General features: G+C 64.7%; 19 protein-coding genes, 1 tRNA gene and 1 pseudogene. 12 read left to right on the top strand and 9 right to left on the bottom strand.

What is annotated here, in order from left to right; all coding sequences use genetic code 11:
* Positions 1 to 67 precede the first annotated feature (67 nt).
* The 4 genes from I6F20_RS32990 to I6F20_RS32975 all read right to left on the bottom strand — a co-directional run bounded on the left by I6F20_RS32990 (position 68) and on the right by I6F20_RS32975 (position 5115).
* On the bottom strand, positions 68 to 1180 hold the full coding sequence (locus I6F20_RS32990) for a CaiB/BaiF CoA transferase family protein (protein WP_225129937.1): 1113 nt from the start codon (positions 1178 to 1180) through the stop codon (positions 68 to 70).
* 208 nt (positions 1181 to 1388) lie between these two features.
* Complete coding sequence (locus tag I6F20_RS32985) at positions 1389 to 2189, bottom strand: FAD binding domain-containing protein (protein WP_225129935.1); 801 nt, start codon at positions 2187 to 2189, stop codon at positions 1389 to 1391.
* 13 nt (positions 2190 to 2202) lie between these two features.
* Positions 2203 to 4545 (bottom strand): xanthine dehydrogenase family protein molybdopterin-binding subunit, encoded by a 2343-nt coding sequence (locus I6F20_RS32980; RefSeq protein WP_225129933.1) that lies wholly within the window; start codon positions 4543 to 4545, stop codon positions 2203 to 2205.
* 84 nt (positions 4546 to 4629) lie between these two features.
* On the bottom strand, positions 4630 to 5115 hold the full coding sequence (locus tag I6F20_RS32975) for a (2Fe-2S)-binding protein (protein WP_036016131.1): 486 nt from the start codon (positions 5113 to 5115) through the stop codon (positions 4630 to 4632).
* Between the two features lie 691 nt (positions 5116 to 5806).
* Here I6F20_RS32975 and I6F20_RS32970 point away from each other — a divergent pair.
* The 5 genes from I6F20_RS32970 (at position 5807) to I6F20_RS32950 (ending at position 11223) form a co-directional block, all read left to right on the top strand.
* On the top strand, positions 5807 to 6256 hold the full coding sequence (locus tag I6F20_RS32970) for an SRPBCC family protein (RefSeq protein ID WP_225129932.1): 450 nt from the start codon (positions 5807 to 5809) through the stop codon (positions 6254 to 6256).
* Between the two features lie 249 nt (positions 6257 to 6505).
* The gene (locus I6F20_RS32965) at positions 6506 to 8221 is read left to right on the top strand and encodes a PQQ-dependent methanol/ethanol family dehydrogenase (protein WP_063822491.1); all 1716 of its coding nucleotides are present in this window, start codon (positions 6506 to 6508) and stop codon (positions 8219 to 8221) included.
* Between the two features lie 142 nt (positions 8222 to 8363).
* Positions 8364 to 9560, top strand: coding sequence for a c-type cytochrome (locus tag I6F20_RS32960; protein ID WP_225129930.1), 1197 nt, complete (start codon positions 8364 to 8366; stop codon positions 9558 to 9560).
* A gap of 153 nt (positions 9561 to 9713) precedes the next feature.
* A complete protein-coding gene (locus I6F20_RS32955) occupies positions 9714 to 10406 on the top strand; it encodes a response regulator (RefSeq protein WP_225129962.1) in 693 nt (230 codons plus the stop codon).
* A 115-nt stretch (positions 10407 to 10521) separates the two neighbouring features.
* The gene (locus I6F20_RS32950) at positions 10522 to 11223 is read left to right on the top strand and encodes a response regulator (protein ID WP_050996263.1); all 702 of its coding nucleotides are present in this window, start codon (positions 10522 to 10524) and stop codon (positions 11221 to 11223) included.
* A 36-nt stretch (positions 11224 to 11259) separates the two neighbouring features.
* On the opposite strand, the gene I6F20_RS32945 is transcribed toward I6F20_RS32950, so the two are convergent.
* Complete coding sequence (locus I6F20_RS32945; RefSeq protein WP_225129929.1) at positions 11260 to 11937, bottom strand: VOC family protein; 678 nt, start codon at positions 11935 to 11937, stop codon at positions 11260 to 11262.
* Between the two features lie 148 nt (positions 11938 to 12085).
* Here I6F20_RS32945 and I6F20_RS32940 point away from each other — a divergent pair, with 148 nt between their 5' ends.
* On the top strand, positions 12086 to 12601 hold the full coding sequence (locus I6F20_RS32940) for a MarR family winged helix-turn-helix transcriptional regulator (RefSeq protein WP_036031390.1): 516 nt from the start codon (positions 12086 to 12088) through the stop codon (positions 12599 to 12601).
* A gap of 102 nt (positions 12602 to 12703) precedes the next feature.
* On the opposite strand, the gene I6F20_RS32935 is transcribed toward I6F20_RS32940, so the two are convergent.
* Positions 12704 to 14059, bottom strand: a complete 1356-nt coding sequence (locus I6F20_RS32935) for a hybrid sensor histidine kinase/response regulator (protein ID WP_225129959.1) — start codon at positions 14057 to 14059, stop codon at positions 12704 to 12706.
* A 5-nt stretch (positions 14060 to 14064) separates the two neighbouring features.
* Positions 14065 to 15231 carry an FIST N-terminal domain-containing protein gene (locus I6F20_RS32930; RefSeq protein ID WP_036031395.1) on the bottom strand — a complete coding sequence of 389 codons (1167 nt, stop codon included), beginning with the start codon at positions 15229 to 15231 and terminating at the stop codon, positions 14065 to 14067.
* A 205-nt stretch (positions 15232 to 15436) separates the two neighbouring features.
* Between I6F20_RS32930 and I6F20_RS32925 the strand changes: the two are divergent.
* Positions 15437 to 17475 (top strand): annotated as a pseudogene (locus I6F20_RS32925) (methyl-accepting chemotaxis protein).
* Between the two features lie 158 nt (positions 17476 to 17633).
* Entirely contained in the window at positions 17634 to 19682 is a 2049-nt protein-coding gene (locus I6F20_RS32920) for a methyl-accepting chemotaxis protein (RefSeq protein WP_225129928.1), read from the top strand.
* 83 nt (positions 19683 to 19765) lie between these two features.
* On the opposite strand, the gene I6F20_RS32915 is transcribed toward I6F20_RS32920, so the two are convergent.
* A complete protein-coding gene (locus tag I6F20_RS32915) occupies positions 19766 to 20146 on the bottom strand; it encodes a DUF3175 domain-containing protein (protein ID WP_063822471.1) in 381 nt (126 codons plus the stop codon).
* Positions 20147 to 20328: 182 nt separating this feature from the next.
* Between I6F20_RS32915 and I6F20_RS32910 the strand changes: the two genes are divergently transcribed.
* The 3 genes from I6F20_RS32910 to I6F20_RS32900 all read left to right on the top strand — a co-directional run bounded on the left by I6F20_RS32910 (position 20329) and on the right by I6F20_RS32900 (position 24348).
* Positions 20329 to 21816, top strand: coding sequence for an MFS transporter (locus tag I6F20_RS32910; RefSeq protein ID WP_036026149.1), 1488 nt, complete (start codon positions 20329 to 20331; stop codon positions 21814 to 21816).
* Positions 21817 to 21820: 4 nt separating this feature from the next.
* Positions 21821 to 22642 (top strand): trehalose-phosphatase, encoded by an 822-nt coding sequence (gene otsB / locus I6F20_RS32905; protein ID WP_225129926.1) that lies wholly within the window; start codon positions 21821 to 21823, stop codon positions 22640 to 22642.
* A 242-nt stretch (positions 22643 to 22884) separates the two neighbouring features.
* Positions 22885 to 24348 (top strand): trehalose-6-phosphate synthase, encoded by a 1464-nt coding sequence (locus I6F20_RS32900; protein WP_036016051.1) that lies wholly within the window; start codon positions 22885 to 22887, stop codon positions 24346 to 24348.
* Positions 24349 to 24586: 238 nt separating this feature from the next.
* Here the strand turns inward: I6F20_RS32900 and I6F20_RS32895 are convergent, their stop codons facing one another.
* On the bottom strand, positions 24587 to 24928 hold the full coding sequence (locus I6F20_RS32895) for a hypothetical protein (protein ID WP_225129924.1): 342 nt from the start codon (positions 24926 to 24928) through the stop codon (positions 24587 to 24589).
* Positions 24929 to 25122: 194 nt separating this feature from the next.
* On the opposite strand from I6F20_RS32895, the gene I6F20_RS32890 reads away from it, so the two are divergent.
* Positions 25123 to 25212, top strand: a tRNA-Ser gene (locus I6F20_RS32890).
* The last annotated feature ends 263 nt before the right edge of the window (positions 25213 to 25475 follow it).

Below are 25475 nucleotides of genomic sequence, written 5' to 3'. Positions count from 1 at the left end.
CACCCTACGCGACTGTGGTTATGGATCCCGGGCTCGCGCTCCGCGCGCCCCGGAGTGACCGCGGAAATTACTTCGGCGCCTGCCACGCCTTCATCACCGCCCCGATCTCCGCCGCCTCCGGCTCGCGCGCGGCCGAGGGCGTGCGCGAGAACCGCGGCGCCGGGGCCGGCTGTTTCACGCCGTGACGCTCGATGAAGACGTTGCGGGCGACCATGTGCGGATGCTGTGTCGCCTCAGACATGGTCAGCACCGGCGCGAAGCAAATGTCAGTGCCTTCCATGATCTTGCACCAGTCCTCGCGCGTCTTGCTCTTGAACACGGCCTTCAGCTTCTCCTTCAGCGCCGGCCAGGCCTTGCGGTCCATCTGCGCGTCGAAATCGGCATCCGTCAGGCCCGCATGCTCGCGCAGCAGCGCGTAGAATTGCGGCTCGATCGAGCCGATCGAGATGAAGTGCCCGCAGGCGCATCCGTAGACGCCGTAGAAATGCGCGCCGCCGTCGAGGAAGTTCTGGTTGCGCCCTTCGGTCCAGCGTCCCATCGTAGTCATGTCGAAGAAGAACGACATCAGCGAGGCCGCGCCGTCGCACATCGCCGCGTCCACCACCTGGCCCTTGCCCGACTTCTGCGCTTCCAGAAGTGCTGCGAGCACGCCGACGACGAGATAGAGTGCACCGCCGCCGAAATCGCCGACCAAATTGAGGGGCGGCACCGGCGCTTCCTCAGTGCCGATCGCGGCGAGCGCGCCGGTGATGGAGATGTAATTGATGTCGTGGCCGGCGGCGTTGGCGAGCGGGCCTTCCTGGCCCCAGCCGGTCATGCGGCCATAGACCAGCTTCGGGTTGCGTGCGAGCACGACGTCCGGCCCGAGGCCGAGCCGCTCCATCACACCGGGGCGAAAACCCTCGACCAGCGCGTCCGCGCTCGCGAGCAGATCCAATACTTGCGCGATCGCCGCCTTGTCCTTGAGGTCGAGCTCGATCACCTTGCGGCCGCGCCCGGCCACCGACTTCATGCTCTTCTTCGCGCCGACGCGGTCGAGCGTGACGACGTCGGCGCCCATGTCGGCCAGCATCATGCAGGCGAACGGACCGGGCCCGATGCCGGCGAATTCGACGATGCGGAAGCCCGAGAGCGGGCCGGAAGCGCGGACGGAGGAGGTGGGGGCGGGTTTGTCGAGCACGTTGTTGTTTCCTCGGGTCGCGGACGGATGCCGGCGATCGGCAATCGCCTCTGACGTTTCTTCTGTTGAGCGAGTTAATCGGCCGATTAACTTTTCTCGCCTTCACGCCAGCGAGGCAAGCGGTTTTCATGCCGCACGGCCAAAATAAAACGGCGCGCACCGAAGTGCGCGCCGCGGAAAATTTGCGTGGAGACGCTAAGTCGAATCGTCAGCGCGCAGCGGCGACCGCGCGTTGTGCCATCACCTTGATCAGATTGGCGCGATATTCCGCCGTGCCGTGGATGTCGGCCAGCAATCCGTTCGCCGAAATTGTCACGCTGTCGATCGCCGATGGCGACCAGTTCGCCTTCAGCGCCGCTTCGATCGCGCCCACCCGCATCACGCCGGTTTGCGAGGCGCCGGTGGCGGCGACCCGAACCTCGCCCGACTTGGTCTGCGCCACGAACACGCCCGTGAGCGCAAAGCGCGAGGCCGGGTGCCGCATCTTCTCGTAGCCCGCCTTCGCCGGCACCGGGAATGACACGGCGGTGATGATCTCGCCGTCTTCGAGCGCCGTCGTGAACAGGCCCTGGAAGAAATCATCCGCCGCAATCGACCGCTTGTTGGTCTTCACAGTGGCGCCGAGCGCGAGCAGCGCCGCCGGGAAATCCGCAGCCGGATCATTGTTCGCGATCGAGCCGCCGATCGTGCCGCGATAGCGCACGGCGGGATCGCCGAGCACCGAGGTGAGATAGGAGATCGCGGGGATCGCCTGCTTCACGTCGGCATTCGTCATGATGTCGTAATAGGTCGTCGCCGCCTTGATGGTCAGCGTGTCGCCCGAGAGCTCGACACCCTGCAGCTCCTTGATCCTGCCGAGGTCGATGACGTCGGAAGGACCTGCGAGACGCTGCTTCATGACCGGCAGCAGCGTCTGGCCGCCGGCGAGGAACTTCGACTCGCTTCCCTTGGCGAACAGGCTGACGGCCTCGTCGACCGAGGAGGCGCGATGATAGGTGGTCTGGTACATCTTCGGTCCTCCCTTAAGCCGCGTGGATCGTGCGCCACACCCTGTCAGGGGTTGCGGGCATTTCCAGATTGTTCTTGCCGATCGCATCCGTGATCGCGTTGATCACGGCCGCCGATGCGCCGATCGCGCCGGCCTCACCGCAACCCTTGATGCCCAAGGGATTGCCCGGGCAGAGCGTCGTGGTGTGGGACAGGTTGAACGACGGCACGTCGTCGGCGCGCGGCATGGCGTAATCCATGAACGAGGCCGTGACCGGCTGGCCGTTGGCATCATAGATCGCATGCTCGAGCAACGCCTGCCCGATCCCCTGCACAAGGCCGCCATGGACTTGGCCCTCGACGATCATCGGGTTGATCAGCCGACCGAAATCGTCGGCCGCCACGAAATTGACGAAGGAAGTCTTGCCGGTGCCGGGATCGACCTCGAGCTCGCAGATATAGGCGCCGGCCGGGAAGGTGAAGTTGGTCGGGTCGTAGAAGGCGCTCTCCTTCAAACCCGGCTCCATCCCGTCAGGCAGATTGTGCGCCGTATAGGCCGCGAGCGCGACCATCGGCAGGGCGATCGCCTTGTCGGTGCCTGTCACCTTGAACTCGCCGTTCTCGATGACGATGTCGGCCTCCGATGCCTCCAGCGCATGCGCGGCGATCTTCTTGGCCTTGGATTCCATCTTCTCCATCGCCTTCAGGATCGCGGTGAGGCCGACGGCCGCCGAGCGCGAGCCGTAGGTGCCCATGCCGAACTGCACCTTGTCGGTGTCGCCATGGACGATCGAGACCTGGCTGATCGGAACGCCCAGGCGCTCAGCGACGAGCTGGCAGAACGTGGTCTCGTGACCCTGGCCGTGGCTGTGCGAACCGGTGAGGATCTCGACGGTGCCGACCGGATTGACGCGCACCTCGGCCGATTCCCAGAGGCCGACGCCGGCGCCCAGGCTGCCGACCGCCTTCGACGGCGCGATGCCGCAGGCCTCGATGTAGCAGGACACGCCGATGCCGCGCAGCTTGCCGTCGGCCTTCGCCTTGGCCTTGCGGTCAGGGAAGCCGGCATAATCGATCGCCTTCATCGCCGCATCGAGGGAAGCGTTGAAGTCGCCGGTGTCGTAGGCCATGATGACAGGCGTCTGGTGCGGGAACTGGGTGATGAAGTTGGTCCGCCGCAGCTGGGCCGGATCGACGTTCAGCTGCCGCGCCGCCGTTTCCATCAACCGTTCGATCAGATAGCTCGCCTCCGGCCGGCCCGCGCCGCGATAGGCGTCGACCGGCGTGGTGTTGGTGTAGACCCCGATCACCTCGGCATGGATCGCCGGGATGTTGTACTGGCCCGACAGCAGCGTCGCATAGAGATAGGTCGGCACCGACGACGAGAACAGCGACATGTAGGCGCCGAAATTGGCGTAGGTCTTCACCTTGAGGCCGATGATCTTGTTGTTGGCGTCGAAGGCCATCTCGGCATGGGTGATGTGATCGCGGCCATGCGCGTCGGTGAGGAAGGCTTCGGTGCGGTCGCCGGTCCACTTGACGGGGCGGCCGACCTTCTTCGAGGCCCACAGCGCCACCATCTCCTCGGGATAGATGAAGATCTTGGAGCCGAAGCCGCCGCCGACGTCGGGCGCGATCACGCGCAGCTTGTGCTCGGGGGCGATGTTGTAGAACGCCGAGAGCACGAGACGCGCGACGTGCGGGTTCTGCGACGTCGTATAGAGGGTGAAGTGCTCCTCGGCGGTATCGTAATCGGCGATCGCCGCGCGCGGCTCCATCGCATTCGGCGCGAGCCGGTTGTTGGTGATGTCGAGCTTCACCACATTGGCGGCTTTCGAGAAGGCGGCATTCACCGCGCTCTCGTCGCCGATCACCCAATCATAGACCTGGTTGCCGGGCGCCTCGGGATGAAGCTGCGGCGCGCCGGGCTTGATGGCGGCGTGCATGTCGGCGACCGCGGGGAGCTCCTCGTAGTCGACCACGACGGCTTCCGCCGCGTCGCGCGCGAGATTCTTGCTGTCGGCGATCACGACGGCAATTGCCTGTCCGACGAAGCGCACCGTCTCCGGCGCCATCGCCGGCCATGCGCCCATCTTCATCGGGCTGCCGTCCTTGGAGGTGATGGCCCATCCGCAGATCAGGTTGCCGACCTTGTCGTCGACCAGCTCCTGTCCGGTGAGCACCGCGACCACGCCCGGCATCTTCAGCGCCGCGGACGAGTCGATCTTCTTGACCTTGGCGTGCGCGTGCGGGCTGCGGATGAAATAGGCATGGGTCATACCCGTCAATTTGATGTCGTCGACGTAACGGCCCTTGCCGGTAATGAAACGCTTGTCTTCCTTGCGCACGACGCGTGCGCCGATGCCTTCAACACCCATGTCTGGTCCTCCCGACCGGAAATTTCCTTGATCGCGCCGTCCATCGACGGCTGCGACGGTTGTTCTTGTTTCGAGGCGCGCCGCTTACTCGGCCGCCTGCGAGACCTTCATGCGGCCGGCGGCGTCCAGCACCGCCTTGACGATGTTGTGATAGCCGGTGCAGCGACAGATATTGCCTTCGAGCTCGGTGCGGACGGTCGCCTCGTCGAGCTGTCCACCATGGCGGTGCACGATGTCGATCGCCGACATGATCATGCCCGGCGTGCAATAGCCGCACTGCAGGCCATGATTGTCGCGGAAGGCGGCCTGCATCGGGTGCAGTTCGTCGCCCTTGGCGATGCCCTCGATCGTGGTGACGCTGGCGCCGTCGGCCTGCCCCGCCAGCATGGTGCAGGATTTCACCGCGCGGCCGTCCATGTGCACGACGCAGGCGCCGCACTGGCTGGTGTCGCAGCCGACATGGGTCCCGGTCAGGTTGAGGTGATCGCGCAGGAGCTGGACCAGCAGCGTGCGGTCCTCGACATCGACAGCAACGGCCTTGCCGTTGACCGTCAGTTTGACTGTAGACACTTGAAGTCCTCCCAAAGTTATTTTGATTGGTTCTAATTAGAGACAGCGCAAACGAAACTTTGCAACTGGGTTTTTGCTGACCGCGGTCATGGAAGGGTCATCGTGATGACGGTCGCCGATCTGCGATTCGGCCACGACGTCTCGTGCCGCCGCCATCACGTGCTGCGACATTGTGGGAGACACACGGAAAGTCGCAGCTAGCATCTGCGATGGGGTGCTCGCTGCCGCCGCAATAGGCGCGTGAGCTGGTCGCGCGTGCCGTGGTCATCTCGCCGCTTGCCCTGGACCTAGGCCCGGTCGTGCGTCGTTCCTCCCTTTAATGCCGTGCTCGTTGCGCGAATAGGAGCATGCGCCCCCGCCTTTGTAATCGCGATCTTGGTAGTAGGACGAGACGACTTAAGCCATTGATTTTGCTTACGGCAATGCAGCGAAGTGCCGCCGTCAAGCCGCGTCGGCCAGGACAGTCCACTCCGTCATTCCGGGGCCCGAGCGGAGCGAGGGAGCCCGGAATCCATCGGGCCGCAGAGTCCGCGGGGAAATGGATTCCGGGTTCGCGCCAAGAGGCGCGCCCCGGAATGACATCGCGTGAATGAGAGGTCCGAAAGCAGCACTAATACTTCCTGGCGATTGAACGCAGCCGCCCGTGCCCCTAGTCGAGCCGTACAAGCAACGGCAACAAAGGGTGGAAGCGATGCAGATGAACGACAGTCAGCGGATCCCGGCGTCGAAGGACACGGTGTGGGCTGCGCTCAACGATCCCGAAATTCTCAGGCGCTGCATTCCCGGCTGCCAATCGCTCGAGATGGCGTCGCCGACCGAGATGACGGCGACCGTGGTGCTGAAGGTCGGTCCGGTGAAGGCGACGTTCAGCGGCAAGGTGACGCTGACCGATATCGATGCGCCCAACGGCTATCGCATCGTCGGCGAAGGCGCCGGCGGCGTCGCCGGCTTTGCCAAGGGCGGCGCGAAGGTCAGACTGGAGGAAGAAGCCCCTGACGTCACCATCCTGCACTACGAGGCCGATGCGCAGATCGGCGGCAAGCTCGCACAGCTCGGCTCGCGATTGATCGACTCGACGTCGCGAAAACTCGCCGCGAGCTTCTTCGAGAGTTTTGCCGGCGTGGTAGCGCCATCATCGTGATTGATGCGCGATGCCGCCTTCATTCGAGCGCGCATTTCGAGCTGCAAAACAAGGGCAGGACGCAAGTCCGGACAACAAGATGAGCGGCGAAAGCCGCCGATGATTTGCACTACTACCTTCCGCCTATACTAAGCGCGAAACGGCGATGCTGTAATTTCGAACGATGGCTCGCAGGCGAACTGCGCATCACGAGCGCAGTGCGCTCAGGCGCCCAACGAGGCGTGCACAACAACATCGCGGAGGGAATACATGACCTTTGGAACGAAGGGCTTCTTGGCCGGCATCTCCATGATTGCGATGCTCGCCGCCGTTACACCGGGCGTTCGCGCCAACGACTCGGTGCTCAAGGCGCAATCCGATTCGAATCAATGGGCCGTTGCCGGCCACGATTACGGCAACACGCGCTTCAGCCCGCTCAAGCAGATCAACACCGAGAACGCCGGGAAGCTGACGCTTGCTTACTCCTTCTCGCTGGCGTCGCTGCGTTCGAACGAATCCTCGCCGATCGTCATCGGCAACACGCTGTACGTTTCGAGCTCGTGGGGTCCGAAATACGTCTATGCGCTCGATGCGGCGACGGGGCAGCGCAAATGGACCTGGGAGCCCGATATTCCCGAGGACGTGCTGCAATACGCCTGCTGCGACGTGAACAGCCGCGGCGTCTCCTACGCCGACGGCAAGATCTTCGTCGGCCGCCTCGACGGCAAGCTGACCGCGCTCGATGCCGCGACCGGCAAGTCGCTGTGGACGGCGAAGGTGGTCGACTACAAGCAGGGCTCGGTCATCACCTCGCCGCCGCTCGTCGTGCGCGACAAGGTCATCACCGGTTTCGGCGGCGGCGAATACGGCGTGCGCGGCGCGCTGCTGGCCTTCGACATCAACACCGGCAAGCAGGTGTGGCAGACCTACACCGTTCCTTCGCCGGACGAGCCCGGCGGCGATTCCTGGAAGGGCGACTCCGCCCAGCATGGCGGCGGCGCGGCCTGGCTGGTCGGCTCCTACGATCCAAAGACCGACACGGTCTATTGGGGCACCAGCAATCCCGCCCCGTGGAACACGGCGGTGCGTTCGACCGGCGACGGCAATTTCGGCAAGCTGACCAACCTCTACACGGCCTCGACGCTCGCGCTCGATCCCAACACCGGCAAGATCAAGTGGCACATCCAGACCACGCCGGCCGACGCCTGGGACTATGACGGCGTCAACGAAGCCGTGCTCGCGGATCTCAAGATCGGCGGCAGCACCGTTCCGACTCTGATGAAGGCCGATCGCAACGGCTTCTTCTTCGTCGCCAACCGTGAGACCGGCAAGGTGCTGTCGGCGGAGAAATACGTGTTCTCCAACTGGGCCAAGAAGTGGGACGTCGCCACGATGCGCGCAGTCGAGGATCCCGACAAGCGTCCCGGGCCAGGCCATCCCGCCAAGGACATCTGCCCGAACCTGATCGGCGGCAAGAACTGGCAGCCGATGTCGTTCAACCCGCAGACCGGCCTCGTCTACATCCCGTCCAACAACGTCTGCATGGACTGGTCGGTCAGCGACGTCACCTACAAGCGCGGCGTGTTCTATCTCGGCGCCGAATTCCCGACCAAGGAAGGCCCCGGCGGCTTCCTCGGCGAGCTCGTCGCCTGGGATCCGGTCGCCCAGAAGAAGGTCTGGTCGATCAAGGAAGACCTGCCCTTCAACGGCGGCACGCTGACCACCGGCGGCGGCCTCGTGTTTGCCGGCAACATCCATGGCGACTTCCGCGCCATCGATGCGAAGTCCGGCAAGGTGCTGTGGAGCAAGAATCTCGGCTCCGGCATCGGCGCAGGCCCGGTGACCTATCAGGTCGACGGCAAGCAATATGTCGCCATTGTCGTCGGCCGCACCGCTGCGCTGCCTGCGTTCCTGGGCGAGGTAGGAAAGAAGATGACGGCCGCAGCCCCCGAGGGCGGCTCGCTCTTCGTGTTCTCCGTCCAGTGACAACTCGCGCGCGTATCCTTGAGGTGACGGGATACGCGCGCGCTTTCTCCGGACTTTAGCTGCGGCATCGGCCGATGCTTGGTGCCGCCGCGCCTGGCTCAACAAGCTCCGGCGCAACAAAGCCAACGCAAGGGAGACGAGGATGCGTCCGAATCATTCCGCCACCGGTGCGAGCCGACATCGCGCCATCGCAGGCCTGCTCGCATGTGCCGCCGCGGCGCTGATCGTTCCGGCCTCGCCGCTGCAGGCCGACGAGGCGCAACCGTTCCGTCTCTGCGCCGATCCGACCAACCTTCCATTCTCCAGCGACAGTTCGTCGAAGCCGGGCCTCTATGTCGAGATCGGGCAGGCCCTGGCGCAGGCGCTCGGCCGGCCGATCGCCTATGACTGGTACAAATCCTATTTCGGCAAGCGCACCGTGCGGGTCACGCTGCTCGGCAAGCAATGCGACGCCATGATCGGGCTGCCCAGGTCCGCAGATTTCATGGGCCCGGCCGTGATCTTCTCCGACGCCATCGCCAAAGAGGGCTATGCCCTCGTCGCCACCAAGGAATCTGCGAAGGGCGCGGCGATCGGCGGCATCGAGGGCCTCAAGGGCAAGCGCGTCGCCGTGCAGTTCGCCAGCACGCCGCAAAACCTGCTCGCGAGCCGCGACGACATCCAGAAAGTGACGGTGCTGTCGCCTGAGGAGGGCATGCAGGCGCTCGACCAGGGCCGGGCCGACGTCGCCTTCATCTGGGGCCCGGTCGCCGGCTGGCTGAACAAGACCAGCTACGGCGGCCGCTACCAGATCGAGCTCACCGAGGGCGAGGGCCTGTCATGGGACGCCGCCATCGGCTTTGCCAAGGCCTCGACCGAGTTGCGCGACCGCGTCAATGCCGTGTTGCCGCAGCTTCAGGGCAAGATCGGCGAGCTCGCCGTGAAATACGGTTTGCCGGGCGGCGCGCCGGTTCGCTTCGGCGCAGCGCCGACGCCAGCGCCGGTGACGACGGGTACGGGAAGTGGAGCCGGCGTCGCCCAGGTCGCCAATGTCGTGGCGACCGAGACCAAGGGCGATGCGGTCGCGCCGGGCCTTGAGGCCGTCGGCGCGGGCAAGGAGATCTTCAACGGAACCTGCGCCCACTGCCACGGTCCCGATGCGATCCAGAGCGAGCGCAAGATCGATCTGCGGCTGCTGCGTCACCGCTACGGCGACGAGATGCGCGAGAAATATTTGACCACCGTGCAGGAGGGACGGCCGAACAAGGGCATGCCGGCCTGGAAGGAGGTCTATACCGAGGACCAGGTCAACAGCATCTATTCCTTCCTGCTGACGGTCCAGGTCGAATCGAACGATTGAACGGTCTTGACCGAACCCGATCGGGAGGATGTGGTAGCGTTCATCCGGCGCCATCCCGGTGCCGGATTGATGCCGGATAGTTCCGCCTCTTCCGCTGCGGCGGCGGATGCCCGTCCGGTGCAGCATTCGGCGGTGCAGTCCTGTGAAGGCGCCATGACCAGCTTCCTGATCATCGACGATCATCCGCTGTTTCGCGAGGCCCTCGGTAATGCGGTGCGGCTGGCCTTGCCGGAGGCGCGGATTGTCGAAGCGATGTCGATCGAGGACGCCCTTCACATCCTGACGGCCGAGCAGGGCGAGGGCATCGACCTCGCGCTGCTCGACCTCCTGCTGCCCGATGCGACCGGCTTCTCCGGCTTTCTGCGCTTGCGCGAGGCCCATCCGCGCCTGCCCGTCGCCATCGTGTCGAGCGAGGAGGACCAGCGCGTCGTTCGCGAGGCGCTGGAGCTCGGGGCCGCGGGTTTTCTGCCGAAGTCGCTGTCGAAGCGCGAGCTGGCGCAGTCGATCGAGGGCGTGCTGAACGGATCGGTGTCGGTGCCGAAGGATTTCGTGGCAACGTCGCAGCGGCGCCGGGCCGAGGCCGGCAAGGCGCTCGAGGTCAAGCTGCGCGAGCTCACGCCGCAGCAGCTTCGCGTGCTCGATCTGCTGCGGCGCGGCTATCCGAACCGGCAGATCGGCCAGGAGCTTCAGCTCGCCGAATCCACGGTGAAGGCGCATATTACCGAAATTCTGCGCAAACTCGGCCTGTTCAGCCGCAACAAGGCGATCATCGAGATCGGCAAGGTGGACCTGCCGGATCCCAAGGCCCGGCCTTATGCGCGGGCCGACCGCGGGCGGCCGCAATGACGCGCGATGTCCCGCTTGACCTGGATCAAGCCGGTCTGGTCCGGCTGCGACATTCTCGTTTCGGCGTCGAACCCGTCGATCATCTGGCCAATCAACCGGGAATGGCTCACGCGTGATGCGATTTCTGATCGTCGAAGACCATCCGTTGTTTCGAGAAGCCTTGGAGGGCGCGCTCCAGATGGCGGCGCCGGCGGCCGAGATCCTTCAGGCGACGTCGATCGACGGTGCGCTCGAGCAGGCCGCGGCGGCTGCCGAGCTCGACCTCATCCTGCTCGATCTGTCGATGCCGGGCACCACGGGCCTTTCCGGCATCATCCGCATCCGCAAGGCCTTTCCCAGGATTCCCGTCGTCATCGTATCAGGGCATCAGGATCCGCAGATCATAGCCGGCGCCTTGTCGCTCGGCGTCTCCGGCTACATCCTCAAATCGTCCTCCAAGCAGGAGCTGGCGCAGTCGATCGGCGAGGTGCTGCGCGGTGCGGTCTGTGTCCCAGCCGCCTATCGCGGGCTCGTCCGCCCGCAACGCGCCGCCGGCCCGGCGCAGGATCTGCTGAAACGCCTGCACGAGCTGACGCCGCAGCAATTGCGCGTGCTCGAAATGCTCAAGCGCGGCCTGCAGAACAAGCAGATCGCCTTCGAGCTCAACATCTCCGAGACCACGGTGAAGGTCCACGTCTCCGACATCCTGCGCAAGCTCAACGTGCTCAGCCGCACCAAGGCCATCGTCGAAATGTCCCGGATCGATTTCGCGACCCTGGCCGGCGAAGGCGCCGGCCTGAAGGGGGAGCGTTCGCAGGCCGATCCGCCCTCAGGATAATCCGGTGTCATTCGTCGGAACGAGGCGAGCCGCGGTTCAAGCCGGTAGCGGCTGGCCGGCTTGCTCGCGAGCGATGTAGTCGGCGTACCAGTCCGGCCAGTTCGCATCGTACTGACCGCCGTTCCGCTTCTCGTGCTCACCGTGTGCCTTAGCCGCACGTCGGAGCGCGCTCGCGAGCTCGGACGAGGAGGTGAATGTTGTTCCTGCTGCCTCTACGCGTCCCGGCAATCGCGTGGTGATCTCCTGGAACAGCCAGCCGTTGCCATCGGGATCGTTGAACGAGACGTACGAGCGATAGCTGGCGCGTGCGGGATCCAGACCAGCAATCCGACGGCGCCCGAACAGATAAGGCTCGTCGGGTCCGGTGTGGTCGTCGCCTTCAGCGTGGAAGACTTCGCTGACCTCGACGCCGCGACCGCGCAGATCGTCTCGCGCGGCTTCAATGTCGGAGACGATCAGGTACAGACCCTGGGCGGAGCCGGGCGCCGCCGCGGTCACGTTCTTGCCGAAAATGACCGAGGAGGGGGAGCCGGGAGGTGTGAACTGGATGACGCGGTAGTCGTCAGGCCCGGCGAAATCGGCATCGAGCCGCCATCCGAGGTTCGCATAGAACTTCTTGGCGCGATCGACGTCCGAAACAGGGATGACGACGACTTCGAGCTTCATGTCGATCGTTGGCGCTTGGGTGGTTTCATTTGCATCGGGGGCAAGCATTGCTTCTCTCCTGAATTATAGCGTTTACGATATAATCGTGTGCGCGATATAAAGTACCTTGGAGCCTCAATGTCAACCTTCCGATTTAATCGGACACGATATATATGCACGCGGAGTTTCACATGTCCGTGTTGGAAAGGGCACCCCCATGAGCCTGCAGAACGGTCCCAGAGCCGAATTCAGAGACGATTCCAGAGATGATTCAACGACCAATCAGCCGAAACCGGCCGAGGGCGACCGGCGCCTCGACGATTTCCTGTGCTTCGCGATCTATTCGGCCAACCTCGCCTACGGACGAGCCTACAAGCCGGGCCTCGATGAGCTCGGCCTAACCTACCCCCAGTGGATCGCGATCGTGGCGCTGTGGGAGCAGGACGACCAAACCGTCAGCGAACTCGGCGACAAGATGTTCCTGGAATCCAACACCCTGACGCCGATCCTCAAAAAGCTCGAGGCGGCGGGCTATTTGCGCCGCCAGCGCGATCCCGCCGACGAGCGGCAGGTGCGCGTCAGTCTCACCGACGCCGGCCGACGCCTCCGCGAGAAAGGCATGCACATGAATCTCGTGAAGTCGAGCGGACTACAGCCCGATGAGTTCGCGCGGCTGCAGAAAAGCGTCGTCAAGCTCCGCGACAATCTAATCAAGGCGATGGAGGAGGAGTGACAGGCCCCTGTCTACTTTGCATGGGGTTGTTTTCGACATTTTTGTCTTGGCTACGTCCGATAGCCCCGCCGCAAGGAAGACGAGGCGAAGATCATCCGCGCTTCAGCTCAGCAGGAACGACAGCAGCGCCCGCATCTCGGCCGGCTTGATCGGCTTCTTCAGCACTTCGAGGCCCTGCAGGCTCGCCTGCTTCGCCGCCTGTTCGGAATAGTCGGCGGTGATGATCATGGCGGGCGTGTCGAGCTTCAAATGCTCCCGCACGTCGGTGATGGCCGACAGGCCGCTTTCGCCGTGGTCGAGATGGAGGTCGGCGATCACGACATCGGGCGCGCCACCGAGCTCGCTGAGGCGCACGAGCGCGTCCGCACCCGATCGCGTGGTCGCGACGTCGCAGCCCCATCCCTCCAGCAGCGCGGCCATCGCCTCCGAGCCGTTCGGATCGTTCTCGATCAGCAGGATCTTGGCGCCTTCGAGCCCGCTGTAATCGTAGTGCCGCGCGGCGGGCGCGACCTCCTGCGCCTCGTCGGCGACTTCAGCGAGGTCGGCCGGCTCCAGCTCCAGGGTGAAGGTCGATCCCTTGCCGAGCTGTGACGACAGCCGCACCTCGTGCCCGAGCTCGCTGGCGAAGCGGCGGACGATGGAGAGGCCGAGTCCGAAGCCGGCCTGGTCGGCCGTATTGGCATCGCCGCGCTGGAATTCGCGGAAGATCGCCTCCTGCTGCGCCTGCGCGATCCCGGGTCCGGTGTCGGAGACCTGGACGCAGATCTGCCCGCTGCGCGGCCGGCATCCGATCACGACGCCGCCGCTGCGGGTATAGCGAATGGCATTGGCGAGCAGGTTCTGCAGGATCCGCCGCAGCATCATCGCATCCGACATCACCGCGAGCTGAGAGGGGCGGATGCGCAAGGACAGGCCTTGCCGCGCGGCGATCGGCTCGAACTCGTTGCCGAGCTGCTCGAACAGGGGGGCCAGCGCGATCGCGCGCACGTCGGGCTTGAGCGCGCCGGAATCGAGCTTGGCGATCTCCAGCAGCGAGCGCAGCAGGTCCTCCAGCATCACCAGCGAGCGGCTCGCCTGGTCGATCAGCACGCCCGCTTCCTGCGACTCCATCATCTCCGTCAGTGCGGACAGGGTCAGGCGCGCCGCGTTGAGCGGCTGCAACAGATCGTGGGTGACCGAGATCAGCACGGAGGATTTCAGCGAGCTTGCCGCCTCTGCCTGCTGCTTGGCGCGGTAGAGTCCCTCATTGGCACGCTCGACCGAATGCAGCGCCTCGCGCAATTGGTGCGTCCGGTCGCGAACCTTGTGGTCGAGCGCGATGGCGGTTTCGAACAATGAAAAGGCGTTGAGCTGCTGATCCATCGAGCGCTCGACGCGCGACATCAGCGCGGCATTGATCTTCCTCAGCTTGGCGGCCTCGCGCCTGAGCTGGTCGACCGCATCGGGGCCCTGCCACATGTCCGTCACGACGGGCGCCTTCCGATCGCAACTCCCGTGAAGGTCTGGTTCACATGCATGGAGCCGAACTGCTCGCCGTAAGTGTGAAAGCCGATCACACGGTTCTGCCGGTACAGTTCTGACATGTCGCGGGCGAGCTGATGCTGCTCGGCATCGAGCCGGCGGAGCAGGCATTCGAAGCCGATATAGAGCGAGACGTCTCCGATCTGGTCGCGGATGTCGGCGAACGTCTCGCGGGCCGCGCCGACCAGGCTTCGCGAGGTCGCGGCGGTCAGCACCATGCCCTCGTCGATGGCGCAGAAGAAATGCAAGGAGCCGTCCGGCTCGACCCGCTGGATCGAGCGTGCGTAATAGGCGCCGCCGACGCGCACGAGGACCGGATGCGAGGCGAAGGAGAACGGATCGAGCTTGGCATCCATGATGCCGACCACGCGCGAATATTCTTGCGCGGCAGGCTCTGCGTTCAACTCCCGGACCATGCGGTTTTCGATGTCGGCCTCGGTCACCACCATCTTCTGCGCCTGCGGCTCGAAATTGTCGCACTTGAAGACGCGGAACGGCAATGAGGTGTTCAGCAGGATCAACAGCGCGGCATTGCTGTGTGCCTTGCCGTCGAAAAACACGAACGTCTTCTCGAAGCGCAGCCCGTCGCCTGCCGACCCGCCGACGACCGGAATGTCGTCCAGCGATGCATAGATCGCGGACATCACCGCTTCTTCGCGGCGGCACAGGCCATCGATCAGGACCAGGCCGAAGGGACTGCCGCGCTCGACCTGCGGCGTGGCCCGCAACAGCTCGTGCCGGAGCTCGCCGCCGATCCTGCGGCCGTCCTCGACGCGGAAGCTGTCGAGGTTGAAGATGGGCCGCACCACCGCGGAAAAGTCGGCGCGGCTGAACGCCAGCGCCACGACGCTGTTCTCGTCCCAGCCATCGGGGGCAAGCTCGCCCGCGGTGGTACAACCGCAGACCTCTGTGTCGTCGAATTGGCGGCTGATCTCCGCGATGAAGCGATGGGGGTCGTAGCTGGGGGAGAGGAACACCAGGATCAGCGCCAGCCCGTCGGACGGGAGCTGGGCCGCCAGCTCGGCCACGGCGTCATCGACGCTCGCGGCCTTCGACTTGGCCACGGCAACGCCAGACGCACCGCCAAACCGAAAATCGGTTTGCCCCACTCCGTTTCTCCCTTAAGGCTCGGTCTGATGCCAAGTGCCTGATAATTATCGAGAGTAGGGCGTTTTCCGGTGAGCCGCAACACGGCAGCCGCTCCCCGCAAGCCCGGACGGATTTACCACCCCTTGAGGATTCTGCCCTAATTTTCCGCAACGTTCGGAAAGGGCTGCTTCCGGGCCGCAGAATCACATGAGCTGGGGGTTGGGAATGTCCGGGCGTACCGCGTCGCCGTCGAAGCGTGCACTATTTCCGACCCTCAAGTTCCGCGCAAAGATCATACTCGGCTTCGCCGCCGTCCTGGTGATCTCCGCCGGCAGCATGGCGTTTTCCTATTTCGGCTTCGAGCGGGTCGCCGACGGGGTCGGATCGTACCGCAGCAGCGTGTCGGAGGCCGATCTCGCGCGTAACATCGATCGCGAGCTGCTCGCCTATCGTTCGGCCGTCAAATATTTCGTCGTCACCGGCAAGGAAGACGACGCCAAGGCGGCGCTCGATGCCGAGGCCAGCCTGAAGAATGCCATCGACCAGGCCGTCAAGGCCGCCACCAAGCCGCCGCGGCAGGAAAGCCTCGGCAAGCTCGCCAAGGAGTTCTCCAACTTCTCCGCCACCTTCGCCAAGGTGCTCCAGGCCAAGCGCGACAGCGCGCTGCTGGTGCAGAACCAGCTCCAGCGCCAAGCCAATCTCCTGAAGTACAAGCTCGACGACATCGGCAACAACGCCTCCGACGCCGAAGCGCAGGCGATCGAGTTCGGCACCAAGCAGGTCAACGCCCAATTCCAGACCGCAAGCGCTGCAGCCACCCAGTTCGTGCTGACGTCCGATCAGGCGATCGCGAACAGCGCCCTGGCGCGGCTGAAATTCGTCGAGAACTCGCTGGGCGCGGTCTATTCCATGGACGACAAGATTGTCGCTGGCCTGAAGGAGGCCAAGTCCATCCTCGGCGCCTATCGCGAGGCGCTGGAGAAGTTGATCGCCAACGCCAAGCTGGTCGATGGCCTCGTCACGGAGATGAGCGGCTCGGCCGGCGCGATCCAGCAAGGCGCCACCGCCATGAAGGCGGACCTCGTCGCCGAGCAGCAGCGGCTGGATTCGGAGTCGGCGGCGACCATCGGGCAGACCGAGCAGCTGGTGCTGATGCTGGCCGTCGGCGGCACGCTGTTAGGCGCGGTCCTCGCCTCCTGCTCGGCACCGGCATCTCGCGGCCGATGATTGCGATGTGCAAGGCGATGCGCGAGCTTGCCTCGGGCAATTTCGATGTCGTGTTGCCGGGCCTGGGGCGCAAAGACGAGATCGGCGAGATGGCCGGCGCGGTCGAGGAGTTCAAGATCCAGGCCGTCGCTAAGGCCGAGCGCGATGCCGCCGCCAGCGAAGTGCAGAACCGCGAGCAGGCCGCAAGCCGCCGCGCCGAACTGATCCGCTTTGCCGACGATTTCGAGAGCGCGGTGGGTGCCATCGTCTCCAACGTCTCGGCCTCGGCCGTGCAGCTGGAATCGGCCGCCTCGACGCTGACCCGCACCGCCGAGACCACGCAGAGCCTGTCGAGCCAGGTCGCCGGCGTCTCCGAGCAGGCCTCCTCCAACATGCAGTCGGTCGCGACCGCGACCGAAGAGCTCTCGGCTTCGGTCGAGGAGATCGGCCGCCAGGTGCGCGATTCCAGCCGCATCGCAGAGGCTGCCGTGATGCAGGCCAAGGAGACCGACGGCCGCATCGGCAAGCTCTCGCATGCCGCCCAGCAGATCGGCGAGGTGGTCAAGCTGATCACCGCGATCGCCGAGCAGACCAATCTACTGGCGCTGAACGCCACCATCGAGGCCGCCCGCGCGGGTGAAGCCGGCCGCGGCTTCGCGGTGGTTGCGAGCGAGGTGAAATCGCTGGCGAGCCAGACCGCGAAGGCGACCGACGAGATCTCCTCGCACATCACGGGCATGCAGGGCGCCACCGCCGAATCGGTTGCCGCGATCAAGGAGATCGGCGCGACGATCGGCCAGATCTCGTCGATCTCGACCTCGATCGCGAGCGCGGTGGAGCAGCAGGGCGCCGCCACCCAGGAGATCGCCCGCAGCGTCCAGACCGTCGCGCAGGGCACCCAGACCGCGGCCATCGATATCGGCGAGGTCAACCGCGGCGCCGCCGAGACCGGCTCGGCCTCGGAAGAGGTGCTGAACTCGGCCAAGACGCTATCGAGCGAAAGCACCCGTCTTCGCGCCGAGCTCGACCGCTTCATGGCGAACATCAGGGCGGCGTAGTAAAGCGCACCTTAACAAATCCCTACGTCACCTAACCGCCAGTTGCGGCGCCACAAGTTTACCGCAGCTTATCCTTTGCCGGTTACCGTGCACACGAGTCGGAAGCGGGCTGCTTCCCGGCTGCGCCTGGTTTTCCGCGAATGGAATGGGGTGGGGGAATGTCGGTCACGTCCAAATCGAGCCAATCGAAGTCGCGCCAATCGAAGCTGCCAACGCTGCGTTTTCGCGCAAAAATCATCCTCGGCTTCGTGGCGGTGCTCGCCATCCTCGCCGTCAGCATGGCGTTCGCCTATTTCGGCTTCGAGCGGATCGCAGGCGCTGTGGCCTCCTACCGCACCAGCGTAGCGGAAGCCGATCTGGCGCGGACGGTCGATCGCGAGCTGATCGCCTATCAGGGGCTGGCACGGGCCTATACCCTGACCGGCGCGGCTGATGACGAGACCGCGGCCAAGGCCGCTGAAGGAAATCTGAAGAGCGCGATCGCCAAATCGATGGCCGCCACCACGGGCGCGGCTCGCCGCGAGCAGGTCGGCAAGCTCGAGGCCGAGTTCCAGAGCTTTACGAAAGTCTTCAGCGAGATCATCACGCTGACGCGCGAGAACAACAAGATCGCGGCCGACGAGCTCAACAGTGTCGGCAACAAGATCCGCTTCAAATTCGACGATCTCGCCGACACCGCGGCGCTGGCGGGTCTCTCCTCGGTGCAGACCACGGCCAAGGACATCACCTCGCAATATCTGGCGGTCTCGACCTCGGTCAGCGCTTTCGTCGCCAAGCCGGAGCCGAAGACCGCCGACGGCGTGATCGCCCGCATCAAGTTCCTCGAGACGCTGCTGGTCTCTGTCTACGCGAACGACCAGAAGATCACCGATCGCGTCAAGGAGATCGGCGATCTCTTGAAGCAGTACCGCACCTCGTTCGCAAAGCTGACCGAGAACGTGAAGGTCATCGTCAAGCTGAACGGCGAGATGACCAAGACAGCGGCGACCATCCTCAAGCTCTCGGCCGAGCTGCGTTCGGATCTCACCGCGGACCAGCAACGCATCGAGGCGAGCGCCAATGCGACGATCGTAGAGACCCAGCAGCTGATGCTGATGATGGCGTTCGGCGGGCTGGCCATCGGCATCGTGCTGGCCTTGTGGCTCGGCAACGGCATCTCGCGGCCGATGATCGCGATGTGCAAGGCGATGCGCGAGCTCGCCTCGGGCAATTTCGACGTCGTGCTGCCGGGTCTTGGCCGCAAGGACGAGATCGGCGAGATGGCCAGCGCGGTCGAGGAGTTCAAGATCCAGGCCGTTGCAAAGGCCGAGCGCGACGCCGCCGCCAGCGAAGTGCAGAACCGCGAGCAGGCCGCAAGCCGCCGCGCCGAACTGATCCGCTTTGCCGACGATTTCGAGAGCGCGGTCGGCGCCATCGTCTCCAACGTCTCGGCCTCCGCCGTGCAGCTGGAATCGGCCGCCTCGACGCTGACCCGCACCGCCGAGACCACGCAGAGCCTGTCGAGCCAGGTCGCCGGCGTCTCCGAGCAGGCCTCCTCCAACATGCAGTCGGTCGCGACCGCGACCGAAGAGCTCTCGGCTTCGGTCGAGGAGATCGGCCGCCAGGTGCGCGATTCCAGCCGCATCGCAGAGGCTGCCGTCATGCAGGCCAAGGAGACCGACGGCCGCATCGGCAAGCTCTCGCATGCCGCCCAGCAGATCGGCGAGGTGGTCAAGCTGATCACCGCGATCGCCGAGCAGACCAATCTGCTGGCGCTGAACGCCACCATCGAGGCCGCCCGCGCCGGTGAAGCCGGCCGCGGCTTCGCGGTGGTTGCGAGCGAGGTGAAATCGCTGGCGAGCCAGACCGCGAAGGCGACCGACGAGATCTCCTCGCACATCACGGGCATGCAGGGCGCCACCGCCGAATCGGTTGCCGCGATCAAGGAGATCGGCGCGACGATCGGCCAGATCTCGTCGATCTCGACCTCGATCGCGAGCGCGGTGGAGCAGCAGGGCGCCGCCACCCAGGAGATCGCCCGCAGCGTCCAGACCGTGGCGCAGGGCACCCAGACCGCGGCCACCGATATCGGCGAGGTCAACCGCGGCGCCGCCGAGACCGGCTCGGCCTCGGAAGAGGTGCTGAACTCGGCCAAGACGCTATCGAGCGAAAGCACCCGTCTTCGCGCCGAGCTCGACCGCTTCATGGCGAACATCAGGGCGGCGTAGGTTCGCTGCTCCTGTAGCTCGCGGTCCCGAAGGGCCGCGCTATCGCCTTACACTCCGCTGTCCGGAACGACAGCGGAGTGAGTTCATTCCCTTCCGAACGCTCGCTTCAGCTCGACCTTCGCGCGCTCCAGTCGCGTGCGCTGCGTCTTGGGCAGCGTCTTGCCGGCGCGGTTGATGTAGAAGGTCAGCATCGACAGCGCCGAGCGATAGGCGCCAGTCTTGCGTCGCGAGCTGTGCTCGGCCGAGCGCTTCAGCGAGGCCGCAATCCTCTTCGCGCTGGTCAGCTTGAACACCCCTTGCTTGAGGTCGAGCGCATCGCTCTCCTCCGTCACGCGCTGCGACCAGCGCCTTGTGGCGCGTTTGGTGCTCTTGTGCGCGGTCCCGCTCCGCCGGGTGTTTGCCTTGCGTGCCGTCTTGCGCGAGCTGCTGTTTCGAGAATGTGTCGTCTTTCTGACCTGAGCCATGCGCCAACTCCTTGCGGGTCCAGCGGAAACGAGCGGTGCTCGCTGGCGTTCCCGCGGGAACCCGGCCCCCTCGCAAACGTTGTCGCAGGTGGCAGGCAGAATGCCGCACCCCGATGATCGGATCGACCCCGTCCACGTCATGTGAGCCGGGGCCGCTTCCATTGATCAGACGCAACAATCCGATGGAACTGCAGCAGAGCCCAGCGCTGAACTATGCACCCGTAGTCTCGGCGGCGGCCGTGACCGACCGCATCGTCGAGACCAGCATTCCCTCGCGGCTCGATGCGCTGCCGTGGAGCGGTTTTCACACCCGCGTCGTGCTCGCGCTGGGCATCACCTGGATTCTCGACGGCCTCGAGGTGACGCTTGCGGGTGCGCTCTCCGGTGCGCTGAAGCAAAGCCCATCGATGCAGTTCTCCAATCTCGATCTCGGCATCGCCAACTCCGCCTACCTCGCGGGCGCCGTGCTCGGTGCGCTCGGCTTCGGCTGGCTGACCGACCGTATCGGCCGCAAGAAGCTGTTCTTCATCACGCTGGCGCTCTACCTCTCGGCAACGGCCGCAACCGCGCTGTCATGGGATGTCGCGAGCTACGCGCTGTTCCGCTTTCTCACCGGCGCCGGCATTGGCGGCGAGTACACAGCGATCAACTCGACGATCCAGGAGTTGGTGCCCGCACGCTATCGCGGCTGGACCGATCTTGTGATCAACGGCAGCTTCTGGATCGGGGCTGCGATGGGCGCAGTGGCGGCCATCGTGCTGCTCGATCCCGCAGTATTCGCTCCCGATCTCGGCTGGCGCCTGGCCTATCTGATCGGCGCCGCCCTCGGCCTCGTCGTGCTCTTGATGCGGATGTGGATCCCGGAAAGTCCGCGCTGGCTGATGATTCATGGTCGTCCCGACGAGGCCCATGCCATCGTCGACGGGATCGAGCGGTCGGTGATCGGGCACGACCAGGATACGAGCGACGGACGCTTCACCAAGATCCGCCTGAAGATGCGCGATCACACGCCGATCCCCGAGGTGGTCCACACCTTGTTTTCGGTCTATCGCCGGCGCGCATTGGTCGGCCTCGTGCTGATGAGCGCGCAGGCATTCTTCTACAACGCCATCTTCTTCACCTTCGCGCTGGTGCTGACTGATTTCTACGGCATCAAGGCCGACCACGTCGGCTGGTACTTGCTGCCGTTCGCGGCCGGCAATTTCCTCGGGCCGCTGCTGCTCGGCCGCCTGTTCGATACGCTGGGACGCCGCACCATGATCACGTTCACCTATGGCGCATCGGGCCTGTTGCTGGCGCTATCAGGCTATCTGTTCTCGATCGGTGTCCTGAGCGCGCAGGGGCAGACCATCGCCTGGATGGTGATCTTCTTCTTCGCCTCGCCCGCCGCGAGCGCGGCCTATCTCACCGTCAGCGAGACCTTTCCCCTCGAGGTTCGCGCGCTGGCGATCGCGGTGTTCTATGCGGTCGGCACCGGCATCGGCGGCGTGATCGGGCCGGCGCTGTTCGGCGCGCTGATCGACACGGGATCGCGCACTAGCGTATTCGCCGGCTATCTGCTGGGGGCCGTCTTGATGATCGCGGCTGCGATCGTGGCGTGGCGCTATGCCGTCGCCGCCGAGCGCAAATCGCTCGAACACATCGCGCGGCCGCTCGCCTTTATGGAGTAGACTGATGAAATCGGAACTTGCGGAAATGGCGTTGGACCAGAAGCTCACCATACCTGATGACGACGAGACGCCGGAAACGGTGCCGGTGCCGCATGCGTTGGTGCCGCATCTCGATGAAATCGCCATTCTGCTCGACATCGATGGCACGCTGCTTGAGCTGATGCCGACGCCGCGCGAGGTGTGGGTGCCGCCGGGCCTGTCGGAAACGCTGAAAGCTTTGACCGAGCGCACCTCGGGGGCGCTGGCGCTGGTCAGCGGCCGCTCGCTCAACGACATCGACCTGATCTTCGCGCCCGACGTGTTCCGCGCCGTCGCCGGTCATGGCGCGGAGATGCGGCTGGCCGTGGACAGTGAAGCGGATGCCCTGCACGCGCCGCGGCTCGACAAGGAGCTGAAGCGGCGCCTCGCCGCCATCGCCAAGCTCAGCCCTGGAATCCTGCTCGAGGACAAGGGCTATTCGCTCGCGCTGCATTACCGCCTGGCGCCGCATGCGGAGAAGGCGATCTACGAATCCGTCTCACTGATCCGCGCCGATCTGCCCAATGCGCCGATCGAGGTGCTGCCGGGCAAGTTCGTCTGCGAGATCAAGCATTCCGGATTCACCAAGGCGAGCGGCGTGCGCGAGTTGATGAAGCGCGCGCCGTTCAAAGGACGTCGTCCGCTGTTCATCGGTGACGACGTCACCGATGAGACCGTGTTCGCGATCATGCCCGACATGGACGGGCTGGCGTTCTCGGTCGGCCGCCGCGCCATGGGCGTGAATGGCCACTTCGATGCGCCGGCGGATGTGCGTGCGTTCCTTGCGCACCTGCTCGATCCCAGGTGAAACCAAGGCAGCGTCATCTCGCAGACACAAAGGCTTGCATCGCAGCGCCATTGCGCGGTGCGATGCATGCTGCGCAACAGGACCGGAAACGCTGTCTTTGCAGCGAAATGACTGGGTTCCACGAGCGAAACCAGTTCCAACGCGCACGCCCGATTTTGGTTTCAATTGGTTGAAACGATGATCAGGAACCATATTGATGAACGGCAGTTAAATGGGGCGGAATGAACAGGAGGGGACGACCTGTGAACTTGATCGTCGTTTCAAATCGCGTCGCCCGCGGCAAACCCAACGAGCCCATGACGGGCGGCCTTGCGGCGGCATTGCTTCCCGTTGTGGAACATTCTGGTGCGATCTGGGTCGGTTCCTCCGGCCGGGTGCGTGATGGCCACCAGAAGGAGCCGTTCGCCGAGATCGAGGCGCTCGGGACAGGCGCGATTGCGACGTTGGATCTGCCGGCGGCCCATTACGGCGGATACTACGAAGGCTTTGCCAATTCGGCGCTGTGGCCGGCGCTGCATTCGCGCAGCGACCTGATCCGCGTCTCGCGCGAGGACTATGTCAGCTATCGCGAGGTCAACGCCTTCATGGCGCGCGCCTTGATGCGTTTCCGCAAAGCCCGGACTGCGTTCTGGGTTCAGGACTATCATTTCCTCGCGCTTGGTGCCGAGCTGCGCGAGCTCGGCGTCGATGATCCCATCGGCTTCTTCCTGCATACGCCGTGGCCCGTCACTGCTGTGATGCAGGGCGTACCCAACCATCGCGAGCTGATCACCGCGATGCTGGCCTATGATCTGCTCGGCTTCCAGACCGAGGAAGATCGGCAGAACTTCCTCGGCTATGTCGGCGCCGAGCTCGGCCTCACCATCGAGGACGGGGTCGTGGTCTCGCAGCATGGGCGCACGCGCTGTGAAGTTTTCCCGATCGGCATCGATGCGGAGAAGTTCGCCGCCTATGCCGCGAAGTCGGCCGCGCATCCGGATGTGTCGCGCCTGCGCCGCAGCCTCAACGGCGAGCGCCTCGCGATCGGCGTCGACCGGCTCGACTATTCCAAGGGTCTCGTCAACCGCATCAGCGCATTCGACCGGCTCTGGACCGAGCAGCCGCAATTTGCGCGCAGCATCTCGCTGCTCCAGATCGCCAATCCCTCGCGCGGCGGCATCGAGGCCTATGGCAATCTCCAGAACGAGGTCGCGCGCCTCGTCACCGACGTCAACGGCCGCCACGGCGAGGTCGACTGGACGCCGATCCGCTATTTGAACAAAGGCTTCAGCCAGGCCGTGCTCGCCGGTCTCTACCGCACCGCGCAGGTCGGCGTGGTGACGCCGCTGCACGACGGCATGAACCTCGTCGCCAAGGAATACGTCGCCGCGCAAAATCCCGCCGATCCCGGCGTGCTGGTGCTGTCGAAGTTCGCCGGCGCCGCCAACGAGCTCGACGCTGCGCTGCTGGTCAATCCGCACGATATCGACGGCATGGCCCGCGCGGTCGCGGTCGCGGCATCCATGCCGCTCACCGAGCGCAAGATGCGCTGGGATGCGATGATGAAGAAGCTGCGCGGCCACACCATCCAGCAATGGTCCGCCGATTTCGTCGCCGAGCTCGAGAAGTGCCGCACCGAGAAGGCCGCCGTGGCGCCGCTCGCGGCCCAGCCGCCGCAGGCGCTGCGCTGGTTGAAGTCGGCGATCTCAGGCGTGCGGTTGATCTAATCTCAGCTTGGCTCGATCTCACCCTCTCCCCTTGTTGTGGGAGAGGGTGGCATAGGGGGCCTCTGGCCGCCGTTCTTAAGAACGCCGATGCTTTGCATCGGCTATGGCGACAGCGGCGAGACGGGTGAGGGGTGTCTCTCCACGCGTGAACGTCTCGCAGCAAGATTCGTGGATGCAACCCCTCATCCGGCGCTTCGCGCCACCTTCTCCCGCAAGGGGGAGAAGGCAAGAGCGCCCCTCAATAGCAATACGACACGCCGTCCAGGATCGCGCATTGCCGCTTGTTCGGCGCGTTCGGATCGTCCAGCGGCACCACGCCCTTGCCCTGACCGACAAACACGCCGGTCCCGACACGCACCGAGCTCTTGTTGCCGATGACCACGCTCTGATGCGGCGCCGAGCTGGAGCGGGTTCCGTCCGGCCAGAGGATGGTATCGCCTGAAAGCACCCCGCGCCGGCCGTCGTCGCAGCTGACGTCGACCCCCTGCCGGGTGCAGACCTGTGCCAGGGCCGGCGCGGCAAGGGCGGAGCCGAGGGTCGAAATCAGGCTCAAGGCGGCGATGGTCTTGCGGATGGTCATGGCGTCCCCGGTCGTGTGTGGCGGCTTGCCGTGAATCGTCGCGCCAGGGCCGCCCGCGGTTCAGCCCCGCGGCCGCTTCGGGTGCCCGCGGAGCCGGATATTGTGCTGCAAATACAGTAAGTTGCGGAAAAATCGCCCGATATCTCCGCGATCCCTTGCAAAATCGTCGGCGCCCCTTCAAGAGAGGGCGCTCCGGAGAGATGGCCGAGTGGCTTAAGGCGCACGCTTGGAAAGCGTGTGTGCGGGAAACCGTACCGTGGGTTCGAATCCCACTCTCTCCGCCAACCGGCAAAAACGATCTCGTACTTGGAGCGGCAGACAGGCCAGAAACTCGGCCGTTTTCCTGCTTTTTCGCGGGCGGAGAACTCCAAGCGGTCATCCAACAAGGGGCTGAATGAAGCCGGAGAACCGAATTTTCTCCGAATCTTTGAACCCGCAAAATCGGTCTAGTACGGCATTTCTCAGAAAATCAACGGCTTGGCTGCGCGGCGGTTTGAACCCGTCTCGCTCAGCCAAGAAGAGCTAGGGTCAATCCGCGAACTTGAAA

The sequence above is a fragment of the Bradyrhizobium sp. IC3123 genome, assembly GCF_020193625.1.
Lineage (GTDB): Bacteria > Pseudomonadota > Alphaproteobacteria > Rhizobiales > Xanthobacteraceae > Bradyrhizobium > Bradyrhizobium yuanmingense.
The sequence above is the reverse complement of the archived record's forward strand: the minus strand, read 5'-3'. Positions and strand labels throughout refer to the sequence as shown.

Bases quoted from the DNA above. Each gene is read 5' to 3' on its own strand.
- I6F20_RS32985 (WP_225129935.1), bottom strand. From the start codon at position 2,189: ATGTACCAGACCACCTATCATCGCGCCTCCTCGGTCGACGAGGCCGTC.
- I6F20_RS32980 (WP_225129933.1), bottom strand. From the start codon at position 4,545: ATGGGTGTTGAAGGCATCGGCGCACGCGTCGTGCGCAAGGAAGACAAG.
- I6F20_RS32970 (WP_225129932.1), top strand. From the start codon at position 5,807: ATGCAGATGAACGACAGTCAGCGGATCCCGGCGTCGAAGGACACGGTG.
- I6F20_RS32965 (WP_063822491.1), top strand. From the start codon at position 6,506: ATGACCTTTGGAACGAAGGGCTTCTTGGCCGGCATCTCCATGATTGCG.
- I6F20_RS32960 (WP_225129930.1), top strand. From the start codon at position 8,364: ATGCGTCCGAATCATTCCGCCACCGGTGCGAGCCGACATCGCGCCATC.
- I6F20_RS32955 (WP_225129962.1), top strand. From the start codon at position 9,714: ATGACCAGCTTCCTGATCATCGACGATCATCCGCTGTTTCGCGAGGCC.
- I6F20_RS32950 (WP_050996263.1), top strand. From the start codon at position 10,522: ATGCGATTTCTGATCGTCGAAGACCATCCGTTGTTTCGAGAAGCCTTG.
- I6F20_RS32945 (WP_225129929.1), bottom strand. From the start codon at position 11,937: ATGCTTGCCCCCGATGCAAATGAAACCACCCAAGCGCCAACGATCGAC.
- I6F20_RS32940 (WP_036031390.1), top strand. From the start codon at position 12,086: ATGAGCCTGCAGAACGGTCCCAGAGCCGAATTCAGAGACGATTCCAGA.
- I6F20_RS32935 (WP_225129959.1), bottom strand. From the start codon at position 14,059: ATGTGGCAGGGCCCCGATGCGGTCGACCAGCTCAGGCGCGAGGCCGCC.
- I6F20_RS32920 (WP_225129928.1), top strand. From the start codon at position 17,634: ATGTCGGTCACGTCCAAATCGAGCCAATCGAAGTCGCGCCAATCGAAG.
- I6F20_RS32915 (WP_063822471.1), bottom strand. From the start codon at position 20,146: ATGGCTCAGGTCAGAAAGACGACACATTCTCGAAACAGCAGCTCGCGC.
- I6F20_RS32910 (WP_036026149.1), top strand. From the start codon at position 20,329: ATGGAACTGCAGCAGAGCCCAGCGCTGAACTATGCACCCGTAGTCTCG.
- otsB (WP_225129926.1), top strand. From the start codon at position 21,821: ATGAAATCGGAACTTGCGGAAATGGCGTTGGACCAGAAGCTCACCATA.
- I6F20_RS32895 (WP_225129924.1), bottom strand. From the start codon at position 24,928: ATGACCATCCGCAAGACCATCGCCGCCTTGAGCCTGATTTCGACCCTC.